Raw genomic sequence first — 17,267 nt, 5'->3', positions numbered from 1 at the left:
TTTGGGGCCATTTATGCGGATCATCAGTGTGAACGTCAATGGTATTCAGGCTGCAGTGGAGCGAGGTTTGCTCAGTTGGCTGCAAGCACAGAATGCCGACGTCATCTGCCTGCAGGACACCCGCGCCTCCGCCTTTGAACTGGACGATCCAGCCTTCCAACTGGATGGCTACTTCCTTTATGCCTGCGAAGCCGAAGTTCCCGCCCAGGGTGGCGTGGCTTTGTATTCGCGGTTGCAACCGAAGGCAGTCATCAGCGGTCTCGGCTTCGAGACGGCCGACCGCTACGGGCGCTACCTGCAAGCCGATTTCGATAAGGTCAGCATCGCGACCTTGCTGCTCCCTTCGGGGCAGAATGGCGATGAAGACTTGAACCAGAAGTTCAAGCTAATGGACGATTTCGCCCGTTATCTGGATAAACAGCGACGCAAACGTCGCGAGTACATTTATTGTGGCTCGCTGTACGTGGCGCAACAGAAGCTGGATATCAAGAACTGGCGCGACAGCCAGCAATCCCCGGGCTTCCTGGCACCTGAACGTGCCTGGATGGACGAGATTGTCGGCAATATGGGTTATGTCGATGCCCTGCGCGAAGTCAGCCGTGAAGGCGACCAGTACAGCTGGTGGCCGGACAACGAACAGGCTGAGATGCTCAACCTGGGCTGGCGTTTCGACTACCAGTTGCTGACCCCAGGCCTGCGCCGCTTTGTACGCAGCGCACGCCTGCCACGTCAGCCACGGTTCTCGCAACACGCACCGCTGATCGTGGACTACGACTGGACGCTGACTATCTAAGCGTCGATTCGCCGATAAAAAAATGCCCGTATCGCAAGATACGGGCATTTTTTATGCACCCGTCGACGCAGCCCGAACCTCAGGCAACGGCAAAAAACGGCAACGCAAGGTACAGCTTGATCACGATGACATTAATGATGTCGATGAAGAACGCACCCACCATGGGCACCACGAGAAACGCTATCTGCGAAGGCCCGTAGCGCTGCGTCACCGCCTGCATGTTAGCGATGGCCGTGGGTGTGGCACCCAGCCCGAAACCGCAGTGCCCTGCCGCCAACACCGCCGCATCGTAGTTACTGCCCATGATTCTGAACGTCACGAAAATCGCAAACAGCGCCATGACCAATGCTTGAGCAGCCAGAATGATGAAGATCGGCAAGGCCAGTGCCGCCAGGTCCCACAGTTTGAGCGACATCAAGGCAATCGCCAGAAACAGCGACAGGCTGACATTCCCCAGCACCGAGACTTCACGCTCGAATACCTGATACAAGCCCAACGCTGAAAGCCCATTGCGTAAAACGACACCCACGAACAAGACGCAAACGAACGTCGGCAATTCAAGTGCCGTTCCTTGCAGCCAGCCATTCAGAAGATTGCCGGCCAATAAGCTGACCGCGATCAGAGCGAGTGTTTCGATAAACGAAAATGGCGTAATCGAGCGCTCTTTGTTCGGCTGCTCAAAGCCCTTTGGCAACTGTGGTGTTTCCTGAGGGTGGCAGCCAGGCACTTGAACACGCTTGATCAGCAGACGAGCGACCGGACCACCAATCAAGCCACCCAACACCAGGCCGAACGTCGCAGACGCAATCGCCAGCTCGGAGGCCGACGCCAGACCGTACTTCTCGCTGAACACCGTCCCCCACGCGGCACCTGTACCGTGACCGCCCGACAACGTAATCGAACCGGTCAGCAGTCCCATCAAAGGATCGAGCCCGAGCATTTTTGCGAGGCCGATGCCCATGGCATTCTGGACGATCAGCAGTCCGGCCACTGCCAGCAGAAAAACGCCCACTGCGCGACCGCCCTTCTTCAGGCTGGCGAAGTCCGCACTCAAGCCGATCGTGGCAAAAAAAGCCAACATCAACGGTGTCTGTAATGAAGTATCGAAGCGGAGTTCAATATCAAACGTTCGTAATACGAGAAGAGCCAAGGCAACCAACAAGCCGCCGGCGACGGGTTCAGGGATATTGTAATTACGTAAAAAACCAACACGTGTAACAAGTCCGCGCCCCAGTAAAAGTACTAAGGAGGCGGCCACAAGCGTTCCATAAAAATCGAGCTGAATCATTGGGATTATTCTTGGCTATATATATTCAGAGGCGAACTTTTTACCTGCGCACGCCTCTTGAACCGGCTGAGTTTCTCAACACTGATTGCTTGAAATTCAAGGACCTTCGATGGCTTGAATATGTCGAAATATTTCTTAGTGAATATAACGTGGGGCAACTCTATCAACCGTAAAGTCTCATTGCCAAGGACGCAGCCGATGTTGAGGCATTACAGTTGTGACTAAAGATGTAAGAGTGATCGTTGATAAAGAACTGCGGCGCAGTTATCACCCGCCCCGTGCGCCAGCGATGTTAATTGAACTGCAGAAATACAAATGCCCTGACAAGTCAGGGCATTTGTTTTACAGCGTTCAATGCAAGGCGGGCCTGCCCGGATTGATCATTACTTGATCACCCGCCAAGTGAACGGATACCGATAAGGCACCCCTTCATTGGCTTTCACGCCAGCGATGATCGTCAGCACCAACGCGCCGATGGCGATCAGGCCAAGCAGGAAGAACCCGATGACCACCAACATCAAAAAGAACGAGAGGGTCGCGGCGATGGCGACGGTGATCTGAAAATTGAGCGCTTCCTTGCCCTGCGCATCAATAAACGGATCACTCTCGCGCTTCATCTGCCAGAGAATCAGCGGGCCGATCAGCGTACCAAACGGAATCCAGATCCCCAGCAAGGCGGACAAGTGACAAAACATCGCCCACTGACGAACCTCCTGGCTCGGCGTGGGTAGCAATTGCTGATCACTCATGGCGTCCTCCTTGGTGTGGAAAGGTCCGATCAGTCAGCCAGTGCGGCTTTCTGCAGCTCGAAAATCTCGTTCATGCCTTTCTTGGCCAGTTCCAGCATGGCGTTCAGCTCTTCCGGCTGGAACGGCGCGCCTTCGGCAGTGCCCTGGACTTCGATGAAGCCACCGGTGCTGGTCATGACGACGTTCAGGTCAGTCTCGGCAGCCGAGTCTTCCAGATAGTCGAGGTCAAGCACAGGCTCGCCCTGGTACATGCCGACCGAAACGGCCGCGATCATTTGCTTGAGCGGGTCGCCGCCTTTCAGGCCGCCGCGCTTCTTGATCACTTTCAAAGCATCGACCAGCGCAACCATGGCGCCGGTGATGGACGCGGTACGGGTGCCGCCGTCAGCCTGGATCACGTCGCAATCGACGTACAGGGTGACATCGCCCAGCTTCGACATGTCCAGCGCAGCGCGCAGGGAACGGCCGATCAGACGCTGGATTTCCAGAGTGCGGCCGCCTTGCTTGCCGCGGCTCGCTTCACGCTGGTTACGCTCGCCAGTGGCGCGCGGCAGCATGCCGTATTCAGCGGTCAACCAGCCTTGGCCCTGACCTTTGAGGAAACGTGGCACGCCATTCTCGACGCTGACGGTGCAGATGACTTTGGTATCACCGAACTCGACCAGCACAGAACCCTCGGCGTGTTTGGTGTAGTTGCGGGTAATGCGGATCGAGCGGAGCTGATCGGCAACGCGACCACTTGGACGTTTCATAGGGAATACCTGTACGGGGGACGGAAAACTGCGGAGCATTATAGAGCCGCCAGCAACGACTGGGCACTTCTAAAAAATCCGGCCGACGGTTGAAGGCGCAGATAAGTGCCTAACCGACGGCCTGCAGCCCTTTGTCACAGCGTGTGTTTGGGCGCATCCGCCCCACTGCGCTACAATCCTGCGCCTTTGCTGCCAGTCGGCTTACATTCATTGATATCGGGTCCGCGAAGCTCAACTGTTCGCGTCGGCCTGCATTGCGAGGTACCTCCATGGTGCACAGCATGACCGCCTTCGCCCGCGTCGAAAAAGCCGGCGCCCAAGGCACCCTGAGCTGGGAGCTGCGCTCGGTCAACAGCCGCTACCTGGAGCCGCACCTGCGCCTGCCGGAATCCTTTCGCGACCTCGAAGGCGCGGTCCGCGAAGCGCTGCGCCAGGGCATTTCCCGAGGCAAACTGGAATGCACCCTGCGTTTCACTGAAGAAAGCACCGGCAAAACCCTGCAAATAGATCGCGAGCGCGCTTCGCAACTGGTTGCCGCCGCCGAGACGATCTCCGGCCTGATCAAGAACCCGGCCGCGCTGAACCCACTGGAAGTCCTGGCCTGGCCTGGCGTCCTGGTCGGCGACGCGACTGATCCGCAAGCCTTGAATGCCGAAGCACTGGCGCTGTTCACCCAGGGCTTGAAAGAGTTGAAGGCTGGCCGCGAGCGCGAAGGCGCGGAGCTGGCACGCCTGATCAACGAGCGCCTGACCTCCATTGAAGAAGACGTCGTGACCCTGCGCGAGCTCGTTCCGCAGATGCTCGCCACCCAGCGCCAGAAAGTCCTCGACCGCTTTGCCGACATGAAAGCCGAGATGGACCCACAGCGGCTGGAGCAGGAAATGGTCATGCTCGCGCAAAAGAGCGACGTCGCCGAAGAACTGGATCGCCTGAGCACTCACATCCTCGAAGTTCGCCGGGTGCTCAAGTCCGGCGGTGCGGCCGGTCGGCGCCTGGACTTCCTGATGCAGGAACTCAACCGCGAAGCCAACACACTGGGCTCCAAAGCCTTCGATCCGCGCAGCACCACGGCTGCGGTCAACCTCAAAGTGTTGATCGAGCAGATGCGCGAACAAGTACAGAATATTGAGTAAGGCCACCCCGACATGACCCACAGCACCGGCACCCTGTACATCATTTCCGCCCCTTCGGGCGCGGGCAAGAGCAGCCTGGTCAAGGCCCTGACCGACTCCGACCCGGAGATTCGCGTCTCGGTTTCCCACACCACCCGCGCTATGCGCCCCGGTGAAGTGGACGGCGTGAACTATCACTTCGTCTCGCGCGAAGCGTTTGTGAAGATGGGCGAACACGGCGACTTCCTGGAGCGCGCCGAAGTGTTCGGCAACCTCTACGGCACCTCGCAAAGCCACTTGCAGCAGACCCTGGACGCAGGCCACGACCTGATCCTGGAAATCGACTGGCAAGGCGCCGAGCAAGTGCGCAAGTTGATGCCACAAGCCCGCTCGATCTTCATTCTGCCGCCGTCCCTGGAAGCCTTGCACCAGCGCCTGACCAATCGCGGCCAGGACAGCGACGAGATCATCGACGGCCGGATGCGTGAAGCCGTCAGCGAGATGAGCCACTACGTCGACTACGACTACCTGATCATCAACGACGATTTTGCCCACGCCCTGCACGACCTGAAGGCGATTTTCCGTGCAAATCAGCTGCATCAGAAGCGTCAGCAGCAGCGTAACGGAAAACTTTTGGCTGAATTGCTCGGCTAAACAGCTCTTCCCAAAACCGCTGCAAGGGCTTTACATTGGCACTTGCAGCGCGTCGAAGGGCTTGGTCAAAAAATCAGCGCTTCCCTAATCGCTGGTGATTTTTTAAACTGTTGAGTCCGCTCGCCCAACCGGGCAGCGCGCATATTGCATTCGCTCCGAGGAATACCATGGCCCGCGTAACCGTTGAAGACTGCCTGAACCACGTGGAAAACCGTTTTGAGCTGGTCATGCTGTCCACCAAACGTGCCCGTCAACTGGCCACCGGCGGCAAAGAGCCACTGGTTCAGTGGGAAAACGACAAGCCTACCGTTGTAGCGCTGCGTGAAATCGCTGAAGGCCTGATGAGCTATGAGTTCATCGCCAATGCTGAAATCGTCGAAGACGAACCGCTGTTCGCAGCGTTCGAGGACGAGTCCAACGAGGCCGTCTAAGCCTATGCCTGGTCGACGTAGCACGGCGCGGGGTCACAGCGAACGGCAGGAGTCATCATGCCGAGCATAGACGCCCTCGCCGATCGCTTATCGACCTACCTCGGCAAGGACCAGGTCAACCTGGTCCGCCGAGCGTATTTCTACGCCGAACAAGCCCACGACGGCCAACGCCGCCGCAGCGGCGAGGCGTACGTCACGCATCCTCTTGCGGTGGCGAATATTCTTGCCGACATGCACATGGACCATCAGAGTTTGATGGCGGCGATGCTGCATGACGTGATCGAAGACACCGGGATTGCCAAGGAAGCGCTGCAAGCGCAGTTCGGCGAAACCGTGGCCGAACTGGTCGATGGGGTCAGCAAACTGACCCAGATGAACTTCGAGACCAAAGCCGAAGCCCAGGCCGAAAACTTCCAGAAAATGGCCATGGCCATGGCCCGCGACATTCGCGTGATCCTGGTCAAGCTGGCCGACCGCCTGCACAACATGCGCACGCTGGAAGTGCTGTCCGGCGAAAAACGCCGACGCATCGCCAAGGAAACCCTGGAAATCTATGCGCCCATCGCCAACCGGCTGGGCATGCACGCCATCCGCATAGAATTCGAAGACCTCGGCTTCAAGGCCATGCACCCGATGCGTTCCGCGCGGATCAACCAGGCCGTCAAGCGCGCCCGGGGCAACCGCAAGGAAATCGTCAACAAGATCGAAGAGTCCCTGAGCCACTGCCTGGCGATTGATGAAATCCAGGGCGAAGTCAGCGGGCGCCAGAAACACCTCTACGGCATCTACAAGAAAATGCGCGGCAAGCGTCGGGCCTTCAACGAAATCATGGACGTCTACGCGTTCCGGATCATCGTCGACAAGGTCGATACCTGCTACCGCGTGCTGGGTGCTGTGCATAATTTGTACAAACCGTTGCCGGGTCGCTTCAAGGATTACATCGCGATCCCCAAGGCCAACGGCTATCAGTCGCTGCACACCACGCTGTTCGGCATGCACGGTGTACCGATCGAGATCCAGATCCGCACCCGTGAAATGGAAGAGATGGCCAACAACGGCATCGCTGCCCATTGGCTGTACAAATCCAGCGGCGACGAGCAGCCCAAAGGCACTCACGCCCGCGCCCGCCAGTGGGTAAAAGGCGTGCTGGAAATGCAGCAACGCGCCGGCAACTCGCTGGAATTCATCGAAAGCGTGAAGATCGACCTGTTCCCGGACGAGGTCTACGTGTTCACGCCTAAAGGCCGGATCATGGAGCTGCCCAAAGGCTCCACGGCGGTCGATTTCGCCTACGCGGTGCACACCGATGTCGGCAACAGCTGCATCGCCTGCCGGATCAATCGTCGTCTCGCACCGCTGTCCGAACCGCTGCAAAGCGGTTCCACGGTCGAGATCGTCAGCGCCCCCGGTGCACGGCCGAACCCGGCGTGGCTCAACTTCGTGGTCACCGGCAAGGCACGCACGCACATCCGCCACGCGCTGAAACTGCAACGCCGCTCCGAATCCATCAGCCTCGGCGAACGCCTGCTGAACAAAGTGCTCAACGGCTTCGACAGCACCCTGGAAAAAGTCCCGGCCGAGCGCGTCAAGGCGATGCTCACCGAATACCGCCTGGAACTGATCGAAGACTTGCTCGAAGACATCGGTCTGGGCAACCGCATGGCCTATGTGGTCGCCCGCCGCCTGCTGGGCGAAGGCGAACAACTGCCGAGCGCCGAAGGTCCGCTGGCGATTCGCGGTACCGAAGGCCTGGTGCTCAGCTACGCCAAATGTTGCACGCCGATCCCGGGCGACCCGATTGTCGGGCACCTGTCCGCGGGCAAAGGCATGGTTGTGCACCTGGACAACTGCCGCAACATCAGCGAAATCCGCCACAACCCGGAAAAATGCATCCAGCTCTCGTGGGCCAAGGATGTCACCGGCGAATTCAACGTCGAGCTGCGCGTCGAACTGGAACATCAGCGCGGCCTGATCGCCCTGTTGGCCAGCAGCGTCAACGCGGCCGACGGCAATATCGAAAAAATCAGCATGGACGAACGCGATGGTCGCATCAGCGTGGTCCAACTGGTGGTCAGCGTGCACGACCGTGTGCACCTGGCCCGCGTGATCAAGAAACTGCGCGCCTTGACCGGGGTGATTCGCATCACCCGCATGCGCGCGTAGCCCATCCATTACAAGGAGTCATTCATGACCAAGACTGTTATCACCAGCGACAAAGCCCCGGCCGCCATCGGCACTTATTCCCAGGCGATCAAGGCTGGCAATACCGTCTACATGTCGGGTCAGATTCCCCTGGACCCAAAAACCATGGAACTGGTCGAAGGCTTCGAAGCCCAGACCGTCCAGGTGTTCGAGAACCTCAAGGCCGTGGCTGAAGCCGCCGGCGGTTCGTTCAAGGACATCGTCAAACTGAACATCTTCCTCACCGACCTGAGCCACTTCGCCAAGGTCAACGAGATCATGGGCAAATACTTTGACCAACCCTACCCTGCCCGCGCCGCCATCGGCGTTGCAGCCCTGCCAAAGGGTTCGCAGGTAGAAATGGACGCTATTCTGGTCATCGAGTAACACATCCGGCGCAGCCTCCCAGGCTGCGCCGTTTTCGTTTTGAAAGGATTCCACCATGCGCAAAGCGCTTGCCCTCTCCTTGCTCGCCGTTTTCCTCGGCGGCTGCGCCAGCAATCCTGCCGACAGTGATATCAGCGGCACCTGGATCAACCAGGTGGCCATCGATGCTGCCTCCAAGGGCGGCCCTCTGCGCGAAGCGCTCCAGGCATACGGTCCGAACCTGGAATGGGACGTCAACACCAAGGCCAACCAGGCCCGCTACACCAACGGTTTTGAAAACGTCGAAGGCAAGTTGCTGGCCGATGAGTCCGGCGCCTGGAAAGTCGACTTCTATGGCAGCTCCGCCAGCGAGTTGCGACGCGACGGCAAGCAATTGAGCCAGGTCGCGAACGACAACGAACCCGCGCAAGTCTTCGACCGTGCCTTGATTCCGGTCCCGGAAGGCGCGCCGATTGGCGCCAGCTTCGAACGCGCGCTGTACACGGCCTACATGGGCGGCAGCTGGTCCATCGTCAACGGTCAGGGTGAAGGCAGCACCGTGCAATTTCAGGCGGATGGCCAAGTGGCCGGCCTGCCAGGCGCGGATCGTTATGCCCTGTGCCTGGCGGGTGATTGCGCGTCGATGAGCGGCGGCAACGACAATATGTGGCTGCAGCAGAACGGCCAGGGCAACACCTGGATCTTTGCGCGTAAAGGCAAGGAACTGGAGATTTTTCAGGCTGTGAACACGGCGCAGGCGGATGAAATGCCTCAGTTCACGCCGGGTGATCGCAAGTGGTTGCTGGAAAAGCAGTAAGACCAACGCAAAACCAATTGTAGGAGCGCGGCTTGCCCGCGAAAGCGATGTAACAGTCAACATAGAGGTTGGATGTTATGACGCCTTCGCGGGCAAACCTCGCTCCTACAGTTGTTTTGGGGTATTTGAAAAGTATCAGCGGCCTTCGAGAATGGCAGCGTAGCCTTCGCGATAACTCGGATACTTTGGTGCCCAGCCCAGCGCTTTCGCCCGGGCATTACTGCAACGCTTGCTACCCGTGCGGCGCACGCTCTCGTCCTCGGCCCACTCGGTCACGCCCAGATACTCACGCAACCAGCCCACCACTTCCGCCAGTGGCGCAGGCGCGTCGTCGACACCTATATAGACGTCATCCAGCACCGTCCCTCGCTGATCCGCCTCCAGCAAATGCGCCATCAACCCCGCCGCGTCGTCCGAGTGAATGCGGTTGCCATACAGCGGCGGATCAACAGCCACGCGATAACCGCGACGAACCTGAGTCAGCAGAAACTCTCGGCCCGGCCCGTAGATCCCGGTCAAACGCACGATGCTCGCCGGGATTCCGCTATTGAGTGCAATCTGCTCGGCTTCCAGCATCACCCGCCCTGAATAGCCCGCTGCCACGGTCGGCGAATTCTCGTCGACCCATTCGCCCTCTTGCTGGCCATAAACACTGCTGCTGGACACGAATAGCAGCCGATTGGGCACTTGCCCATAGTCACCGAGCCACTCCAGCACGTGCTGCAAACCCTGAATATAAGCGGCGCGGTAACCGGCCTCATCGTGATCGGTGGCTGCCGCGCAATACACGAGGTAATCCACCGCACCGATTGGCCAGGTGTCCGGGCAGTCTTTATTGAACAGGTCGCCGGCAACGCCAATCACACCTTCAGGCAGGCGCGAGACATCACGCCGCAAGCCGTGAACCTCCCACCCCAAAGCTAGCAATTGCGTGGCCAGACGACTGCCGACATCACCGCAGCCGGCGATCAAAACAGATGGCGCGGACATCAGAAAACTCCCTCAGGAAAGGTACAGACTAGCGCCCGTATAGGACGAGCGGCTAGCAATGGAGGAAAAAAAGAGACGCTATTACTTCTGTTAACAAGAATTACTTGCAATAATGCCGACCACTTTTGTTCTCGGCCTTACGAGGCCTGGAAGAACATTTACCCTATTTTTCTCTCAGGTCCGGCCAGCATGACACGCAATCAATTCCCCGCTTCGCCAACCAAACGACCTCGCGCCTGGAGCGCTGTGGCCGCCCTGCTGCTCAGCCTGATGCTGGCGCCTGTCGCCGCTTTCGCTGATGCACAAGCGCCAGCCACCCCGGCCGCCGCCGCTGCGCCAGCCCCGGCTGATCATGCCGCTCCCGCCGTAGCACCTGCCGCAACTGACCCAGCCCAGGCCGTGGATGCCAACGCCGAAAACGCGCCAGAAGTCCTCGAACCTGACAACTCCCTGGGCATGGCCCACGACCTGTCGCCATGGGGCATGTACCAGAACGCCGATATTATCGTGAAAATCGTGATGATCGGCCTGGCCATCGCCTCGATCATCACCTGGACCATCTGGATCGCCAAGGGCTTCGAGCTGATGGGCGCCAAGCGTCGTCTGCGCACCGAAATCGTCCACCTGAAAAAAGCCACCACCCTTAAAGAAGCCAGCGTCACCGCGACCAAGCAAGGCACCCTCGCCCATCTGCTGGTCCACGACGCCCTGGAAGAAATGCGCTTGTCGGCCAACAGCCGCGAGAAAGAAGGCATCAAGGAACGTGTCGCCTTCCGTCTTGAGCGTCTGGTTGCCGCCTGCGGTCGCAACATGAGCAGCGGCACCGGCGTACTCGCCACCATCGGCTCCACCGCGCCATTCGTGGGTCTGTTCGGCACCGTGTGGGGCATCATGAACAGCTTCATCGGCATCGCCAAAACCCAGACCACCAACCTCGCCGTAGTCGCTCCCGGCATCGCCGAAGCCCTGCTGGCCACCGCGCTGGGCCTGGTTGCCGCGATCCCTGCCGTGGTCATCTACAACGTTTTCGCCCGCTCCATCGCCGGTTACAAGGCGCAGGTGTCGGACGCCTCTGCTGAAGTCCTGTTGCTGGTCAGCCGTGATCTGGATCACCTGCCGACCGCTGAGCGCTCCACGCAACCCCACGTGGTCAAAGTAGGGTAATCAGCCATGGGCTTGCATTTGAAAGAAGGCGCAGACGACGATCTGGCCGAGAACCACGAAATCAACGTCACACCGTTTATCGACGTGATGCTGGTGCTGTTGATCATCTTCATGGTGGCCGCGCCGTTGGCCACCGTGGACATCAAGGTCGATCTGCCGGCCTCCAGCGCCAAACCGGCGCCACGGCCAGAGAAACCGGTATTCCTCAGCGTAAAAGCTGACCAGCGCCTGTTCCTCGGTGAAGACGAAGTGAAGGCCGAAGCACTCGGCGCCACCCTCGACGCCAGGACCAAGGGCAAGAAAGACACGACGATCTTCTTCCAGGCCGATAAAGGCGTGGATTACGGCGACCTGATGAGCGTGATGGACAACCTGCGCTCCGCCGGTTACCTGAAGGTGGGTCTGGTCGGGCTTGAGACGGCAGTCAAGAAATGATCACGACGCGCCATAAGCTGACGCGTTACAGCGGGAGCCTGGCCGTGGTGCTGGGCGTCCATGCGCTGGCCATTGCGCTGGCGGTGAACTGGACGGCGCGTCCGCCGATCGAGTTGCCTCCACAGGCAATGATGGTCGAGTTGGCGCCGGTCCCGGCCCCGCCACCGCCGGCACCGCCGAAGGTCATCACGCCGCCGCAGCCACCGGCTCCGGTGGAAGAGCTGCCGATCCCGAAACTGGCGGAAGTGCCGAAGGCCGAGATCGCCGTGCCGAAACCGGTCAAACCCAAGCCCAAGCCGCAACCGCCCAAGCCGGTGGAGAAAAAGCCGGAGCCGCCGAAGGAAAAACCGTCCGAGGAAAAACCGAGCGACGCGCAACCGACCCAGGCCCCGACCGAGAAATCCGCACAGCCAGCGCCGGGGCCGTCGCCCGCGCAGCAGGCCGCCAAGGCCAGTTGGCAAGGCACCCTGCTCGCTCACTTGGCCAAGTACAAAAAGTACCCGGCCAGTGCCCAGTCCCGGGGCAAGGAAGGGCTGAACCGTCTGCGCTTTGTGGTCGATGCTGAAGGCAATGTGTTGTCGTTCGAACTGGTAGGCCGTTCCGGCAACGCCGATCTGGACCGGGCGACCCTGGACATGATCAAACGTGCCCAGCCGCTGCCCAAGCCACCGGCCGACATGCTGAACAACGGCTCGATCGAAATCGTTGCACCGTTTGTTTATTCACTGGAAAAACGCCGGCGCTAAACAACACACGGCACCTGTAGGAGCGAAGCTTGCTCGCGAAGAGGCCATCACATCCAACATCCATGTTGGCTGATAAACCGCTTTCGCGAGCAAGCTTCGCTCCTACAGGGTTATGCAGCAGCCATAAAGGCACCGAAAGGTGCCTTTTGCCTATCCGCCAGCGGCAAACCCGAATTGCCCTGTGTCACTCAGCACACTCTCTCTGATAACGTGCGTCTATCGATTGCAGCCGGTATGCTTGGCCCGCAACTTCATGGACGCTCGCTATGACTCTTACAGAATTACGCTACATCGTTACCCTCGCCCAAGAGCAGCACTTCGGTCACGCGGCCGAGCGTTGCCACGTCAGCCAACCGACCCTGTCGGTGGGCGTGAAAAAGCTTGAAGACGAACTCGGTGTGCTGATTTTCGAGCGCAGCAAGAGCGCCGTGCGCCTGACCCCGGTCGGCGAAGGCATCGTGGCCCAGGCGCAAAAAGTCCTGGAGCAGGCCCAAGGCATTCGCGAACTGGCCCAGGCCGGCAAGAACCAGCTGACCGCGCCGCTGAAAGTCGGCGCGATCTACACCGTCGGCCCGTACCTGTTCCCGCACCTGATCCCGCAACTGCACCGCGTCGCCCCGCAGATGCCGTTGTACATCGAAGAAAACTTCACCCACGTGCTGCGCGACAAACTGCGCAACGGCGAGCTCGACGCGATCATCATCGCCCTGCCGTTCAACGAAGCCGACGTGCTCACCCTGCCGCTCTACGACGAGCCGTTCTACGTCCTGATGCCAGCCCAGCACCCGTGGACCCAGAAAGAAACCATCGACGCCGCCCTGCTCAACGACAAGAGCCTGCTGCTGCTCGGCGAAGGCCACTGCTTCCGCGATCAAGTGCTGGAAGCCTGCCCAACCCTGGGCAAAGGCAATGACGGCGCCAAACACACCACGGTCGAGTCCAGCTCCCTGGAAACCATCCGCCACATGGTCGCCTCCGGCCTAGGCATTTCGATCCTGCCGCTGTCGGCGGTGGACAGCCACCACTACGCCCCAGGCGTGATCGCCGTGCGCCCACTGTCGCCGCCGGTGCCGTTCCGCACCGTGGCCATCGCCTGGCGCGCCAGCTTCCCGCGGCCGAAGGCGATTGAAATCCTCGCTGACTCCATTCGCCTGTGCTCGGTGGCCAAGCCACAAGCGCCGGTGGTGGCCGGTTAAGTCGCTGCCATGACCGAGTTGTCGCAAGTGTCGGTGACGGCACTCAAGGGTGTCGGTGAAGCCATGGCCGAGAAATTGGCCAAGGTCGGCCTGGAGAATCTCCAGGACGTGCTGTTTCACCTGCCGCTGCGCTATCAGGACCGCACCCGAGTGGTCCCGATCGGTCACTTGCGACCCGGTCAGGATGCCGTGATCGAAGGCACCGTCAGCGGCGCCGACGTGGTCATGGGCCGTCGTCGCAGCCTCGTGGTGCGGATTCAAGATGGCACCGGCGGCCTCAGCCTGCGCTTCTACCATTTCAGCAACGCCCAGAAAGAAGGCCTGAAACGCGGCACGCGGATTCGCTGCTACGGCGAAGCACGGCCCGGGGCGTCGGGACTGGAAATCTACCACCCGGAATACCGCGCCATCACCGGTGACGAACCGCCGCCCGTGGATGAAACCCTGACCCCGGTTTACCCGCTGACCGAAGGCCTGACCCAACAGCGTCTGCGCCAACTGTGCATGCAAACCCTGACCCTGCTCGGCCCCAGCAGCCTGCCCGACTGGCTGCCGACCGAACTGGCCCGGGACTATCAACTGGCGCCGCTGGCCGACGCGATCCGCTACCTGCATCACCCGCCCGCCGATGCCGACGTCGACGAACTCGCCCTCGGCCATCACTGGGCCCAGCATCGCTTGGCTTTCGAAGAACTGCTGACCCATCAACTGTCCCAGCAGCGTCTGCGCGAAAGCATGCGTTCCCTGCGCGCGCCGGCGATGCCCAAAGCCACCAAGCTGCCAGCCAAGTACCTGGCCAATCTCGGCTTCACGCCGACTGGCGCCCAGCAACGGGTCGGCAACGAAATCGCCTACGACCTCAGTCAGCACGAACCGATGCTGCGCCTGATCCAGGGCGACGTCGGCGCCGGCAAGACCGTGGTCGCCGCCCTGGCCGCGTTGCAAGCGCTGGAGGCGGGTTATCAGGTTGCCTTGATGGCGCCGACCGAGATCCTCGCCGAGCAGCACTTCATCACCTTCAAGCGCTGGCTCGAACCGCTGGGCATCGAAGTCGCGTGGCTGGCCGGCAAGCTCAAGGGCAAGAACCGCGTCGCCGCGCTCGAGCAGATCGCCAACGGTGCGCCGATGGTGGTCGGCACCCACGCCTTGTTCCAGGAAGAAGTGCAGTTCAAGAACCTGGCCCTGGCGATCATCGACGAACAACACCGCTTCGGCGTCCAGCAGCGTCTGGCGCTGCGGCAGAAAGGCGTTGGCGGACGGATGTGTCCGCATCAACTGATCATGACCGCCACGCCGATTCCACGGACGCTGGCCATGAGCGCTTACGCCGACCTTGATACTTCTATCCTCGACGAACTGCCGCCCGGTCGAACTCCGGTCAACACCGTGCTGGTCACCGATACCCGGCGCGTCGAAGTCATCGAGCGGGTGCGCGGTGCCTGCGCCGAAGGGCGGCAGGCGTATTGGGTCTGCACGCTGATCGAAGAATCCGAAGAGCTGACCTGCCAGGCCGCAGAAACCACTTACGAAGACCTCACTGCCGCCCTCGGCGAGTTGAAGGTCGGGTTGATTCACGGGCGCATGAAGCCTGTCGAGAAAGCCGCGGTCATGGCCGAATTCAAGGCCGGCAACCTGCAACTGCTGGTCGCCACCACGGTGATCGAAGTCGGCGTGGACGTGCCCAACGCCAGCCTGATGATCATCGAAAACCCCGAACGCCTCGGTCTGGCGCAACTGCACCAGTTGCGCGGTCGTGTCGGTCGGGGCAGCGCCGCCAGTCACTGTGTGCTGCTTTATCATCCGCCGCTGTCACAGATCGGTCGCCAACGCCTGGGCATCATGCGCGAAACCAACGACGGTTTTGTCATCGCCGAAAAAGACCTCGAACTGCGCGGCCCCGGTGAAATGCTCGGCACGCGCCAGACCGGGCTCCTGCAATTCAAGGTCGCGGACCTGATGCGCGACGCCGATCTACTGCCGGCCGTGCGCGATGCGGCGCAGGCGCTGCTGGAACGCTGGCCCGATCATGTCAGCCCGTTACTCGATCGCTGGCTGCGCCACGGGCAGCAATACGGCCAAGTGTGAGCACTGTCGCAGTTTCTGGACCATGGGTTTAAACAAGGTGGTTATACTCCTGCCATTGTTTGCAAACGGATACAGACCATGACTGACGCTGCCCTCGTCCCCGAAACCCCGCACGCTCCGTCTGTAATTCGGCTACTGCTCGGCAAGTTGGGCATCGCCTACGAAGAAGTCCTCGACCATCACGGCCTCAACGCCGCGCGTAAAGTGCAGGCGGTTTTGCTGGATGATGCGGTCGGCGCGCTCATGGTGCTGTTCCCGCAGAGTCAGTTGCTGGACCTCAATCGCCTCGCCGAACTGACGGGCCGCCGACTGACTGCCGTCTCGACCGAACGCCTGGAGAAGATGCTCGGCAAACACAGCCTGAGCCTGCTGCCCGGCCTGCCGGCGCTGACCAGTTCGCCCTGCCTGTACGAAGAAAGCCTGCTGCGCGAACCAAAGTTGCTGATCAACTCCGGCGAGCCGAATGTGTTGCTGGAAATCACCAGCGAAGCCTTCAAGAGCATGCTGACCAAGGCCAGTGCCGCCAATTTCGGCGAAGCCCTGACCAGCATCCGCCCGAACCTCGACCGCCCCGATGATGACCGCGAGGAAATCACCCAGGCCGTTCAGGCGTTCACCGCGCGACGCATCCAGCAACGCCTGGAAGCCACCATCGAAATTCCACCGCTGGCCGAAACCGCGCAGAAAATCATCAAACTGCGGGTCGACCCCAACGCCACCATCGACGACATCACCGGCGTCGTCGAAACCGACCCGGCCCTGGCCGCGCAAGTCGTGAGCTGGGCCGCGTCGCCGTACTACGCCTCGCCGGGCAAGATTCGTTCGGTGGAAGATGCGATCGTCCGTGTGCTCGGCTTCGACCTGGTGATCAACCTGGCCCTGGGCCTGGCCCTCGGCAAGACCTTGAGCCTGCCGAAAGACCACCCGCAACACACCACGCCGTACTGGCAGCAATCGATCTACACCGCCGCCGTCATCGAAGGCCTGACCCGCGCCATGCCCCGGGCCCAGCGCCCGGAAGCCGGCCTGACCTACCTCGCCGGGCTGCTGCACAACTTCGGCTACCTGCTGCTGGCCCACGTCTTCCCGCCGCACTTCTCGCTGATCTGCCGCCACCTGGAGGTCAACCCGCACCTGTGCCACAGCTATGTCGAGCAACACTTGCTGGGCATCAGCCGCGAACAGATCGGTTCCTGGTTGATGCGTTATTGGGATATGCCGGATGAGCTGGCCACCGCGCTACGCTTCCAGCACGACCCGGGTTATGACGGCGCGTATGCCGAGTACCCGAACCTGGTGTGCCTGGCCGTGCGTTTGCTACGCAGTCGCGGGATTGGCTCGGGGCCGGATGAAGACATCCCCGATGCGCTGCTGGAGCGCGTAGGTTTGACTCGCGACAAGGCCAACGACGTGGTCAGCAAAGTGCTTGAAGCCGAAGTGCTGCTGCGCGAACTCGCCTCGCAATTCACCCAGGCCTGAAAGCTTCGCGGGCAAGCCTCGCTCCTACG

At 60.6% G+C, this 17,267-nt stretch carries 17 protein-coding genes; 13 read left to right on the top strand and 4 right to left on the bottom strand.

All coding sequences use genetic code 11. The features are described 5' to 3' along the window. The first annotated feature begins 13 nt into the window (after positions 1-13). Complete coding sequence (locus HKK53_RS21505; protein WP_007934608.1) at positions 14-793, top strand: exodeoxyribonuclease III; 780 nt, start codon at positions 14-16, stop codon at positions 791-793. 79 nt (positions 794-872) lie between these two features. Here the strand turns inward: HKK53_RS21505 and gltS are convergent, their stop codons facing one another. The 3 genes from gltS to rph form a co-directional block, all read right to left on the bottom strand. Next, a complete protein-coding gene (gene gltS / locus HKK53_RS21500) occupies positions 873-2,081 on the bottom strand; it encodes a sodium/glutamate symporter (protein ID WP_169372493.1) in 1,209 nt (402 codons plus the stop codon). Between the two features lie 383 nt (positions 2,082-2,464). Beyond that, positions 2,465-2,830 (bottom strand): DUF4870 domain-containing protein, encoded by a 366-nt coding sequence (locus tag HKK53_RS21495; protein ID WP_149659481.1) that lies wholly within the window; start codon positions 2,828-2,830, stop codon positions 2,465-2,467. A gap of 29 nt (positions 2,831-2,859) precedes the next feature. Further along, positions 2,860-3,582: a ribonuclease PH gene (gene rph, locus HKK53_RS21490; RefSeq protein ID WP_046030686.1), complete on the bottom strand. Its 723-nt coding sequence runs from the start codon at positions 3,580-3,582 to the stop codon at positions 2,860-2,862. A gap of 269 nt (positions 3,583-3,851) precedes the next feature. On the opposite strand from rph, the gene HKK53_RS21485 reads away from it, so the two are divergent. The 6 genes from HKK53_RS21485 (at position 3,852) to HKK53_RS21460 (ending at position 9,143) form a co-directional block, all read left to right on the top strand. Continuing rightward, on the top strand, positions 3,852-4,715 hold the full coding sequence (locus tag HKK53_RS21485) for a YicC/YloC family endoribonuclease (RefSeq protein ID WP_169372492.1): 864 nt from the start codon (positions 3,852-3,854) through the stop codon (positions 4,713-4,715). 12 nt (positions 4,716-4,727) lie between these two features. After that, positions 4,728-5,348: a guanylate kinase gene (gene gmk, locus HKK53_RS21480; protein ID WP_169372491.1), complete on the top strand. Its 621-nt coding sequence runs from the start codon at positions 4,728-4,730 to the stop codon at positions 5,346-5,348. A gap of 167 nt (positions 5,349-5,515) precedes the next feature. Continuing rightward, positions 5,516-5,779: a DNA-directed RNA polymerase subunit omega gene (gene rpoZ, locus HKK53_RS21475; RefSeq protein ID WP_007894670.1), complete on the top strand. Its 264-nt coding sequence runs from the start codon at positions 5,516-5,518 to the stop codon at positions 5,777-5,779. Between the two features lie 57 nt (positions 5,780-5,836). Then, a complete protein-coding gene (gene spoT, locus HKK53_RS21470) occupies positions 5,837-7,942 on the top strand; it encodes a bifunctional GTP diphosphokinase/guanosine-3',5'-bis pyrophosphate 3'-pyrophosphohydrolase (RefSeq protein WP_169372490.1) in 2,106 nt (701 codons plus the stop codon). 24 nt (positions 7,943-7,966) lie between these two features. Further along, positions 7,967-8,347 carry a RidA family protein gene (locus HKK53_RS21465; protein WP_003229509.1) on the top strand — a complete coding sequence of 127 codons (381 nt, stop codon included), beginning with the start codon at positions 7,967-7,969 and terminating at the stop codon, positions 8,345-8,347. Between the two features lie 55 nt (positions 8,348-8,402). Continuing rightward, positions 8,403-9,143 (top strand): hypothetical protein, encoded by a 741-nt coding sequence (locus HKK53_RS21460; RefSeq protein ID WP_169372489.1) that lies wholly within the window; start codon positions 8,403-8,405, stop codon positions 9,141-9,143. A 135-nt stretch (positions 9,144-9,278) separates the two neighbouring features. Here the strand turns inward: HKK53_RS21460 and HKK53_RS21455 are convergent, their stop codons facing one another. Next, the gene (locus HKK53_RS21455; RefSeq protein ID WP_169372488.1) at positions 9,279-10,133 is read right to left on the bottom strand and encodes an SDR family oxidoreductase; all 855 of its coding nucleotides are present in this window, start codon (positions 10,131-10,133) and stop codon (positions 9,279-9,281) included. A 189-nt stretch (positions 10,134-10,322) separates the two neighbouring features. Between HKK53_RS21455 and exbB the strand changes: the two genes are divergently transcribed. The 6 genes from exbB (at position 10,323) to HKK53_RS21425 (ending at position 17,238) form a co-directional block, all read left to right on the top strand. Continuing rightward, on the top strand, positions 10,323-11,297 hold the full coding sequence (gene exbB, locus HKK53_RS21450; RefSeq protein WP_169372487.1) for a tonB-system energizer ExbB: 975 nt from the start codon (positions 10,323-10,325) through the stop codon (positions 11,295-11,297). Between the two features lie 6 nt (positions 11,298-11,303). Then, complete coding sequence (gene exbD, locus HKK53_RS21445; protein ID WP_008150131.1) at positions 11,304-11,732, top strand: TonB system transport protein ExbD; 429 nt, start codon at positions 11,304-11,306, stop codon at positions 11,730-11,732. After that, entirely contained in the window at positions 11,729-12,478 is a 750-nt protein-coding gene (locus HKK53_RS21440; RefSeq protein WP_133835383.1) for an energy transducer TonB family protein, read from the top strand. Before exbD ends, HKK53_RS21440 begins: the two co-directional genes overlap by 4 nt. Positions 12,479-12,744: 266 nt before the next feature. Beyond that, positions 12,745-13,674 carry a hydrogen peroxide-inducible genes activator gene (locus HKK53_RS21435; protein WP_123408680.1) on the top strand — a complete coding sequence of 310 codons (930 nt, stop codon included), beginning with the start codon at positions 12,745-12,747 and terminating at the stop codon, positions 13,672-13,674. A gap of 9 nt (positions 13,675-13,683) precedes the next feature. Further along, positions 13,684-15,759 (top strand): ATP-dependent DNA helicase RecG, encoded by a 2,076-nt coding sequence (gene recG, locus HKK53_RS21430; protein WP_169372486.1) that lies wholly within the window; start codon positions 13,684-13,686, stop codon positions 15,757-15,759. Positions 15,760-15,837: 78 nt separating this feature from the next. Further along, positions 15,838-17,238, top strand: a complete 1,401-nt coding sequence (locus tag HKK53_RS21425) for an aminoacyl-tRNA deacylase and HDOD domain-containing protein (RefSeq protein WP_169372485.1) — start codon at positions 15,838-15,840, stop codon at positions 17,236-17,238. Positions 17,239-17,267: the final 29 nt, after the last annotated feature.

Source organism: Pseudomonas sp. ADAK7, assembly GCF_012935675.1.
Classification (GTDB): Bacteria; Pseudomonadota; Gammaproteobacteria; order Pseudomonadales; family Pseudomonadaceae; genus Aquipseudomonas.
The sequence above is the reverse complement of the archived record's forward strand: the minus strand, read 5'-3'. Positions and strand labels throughout refer to the sequence as shown.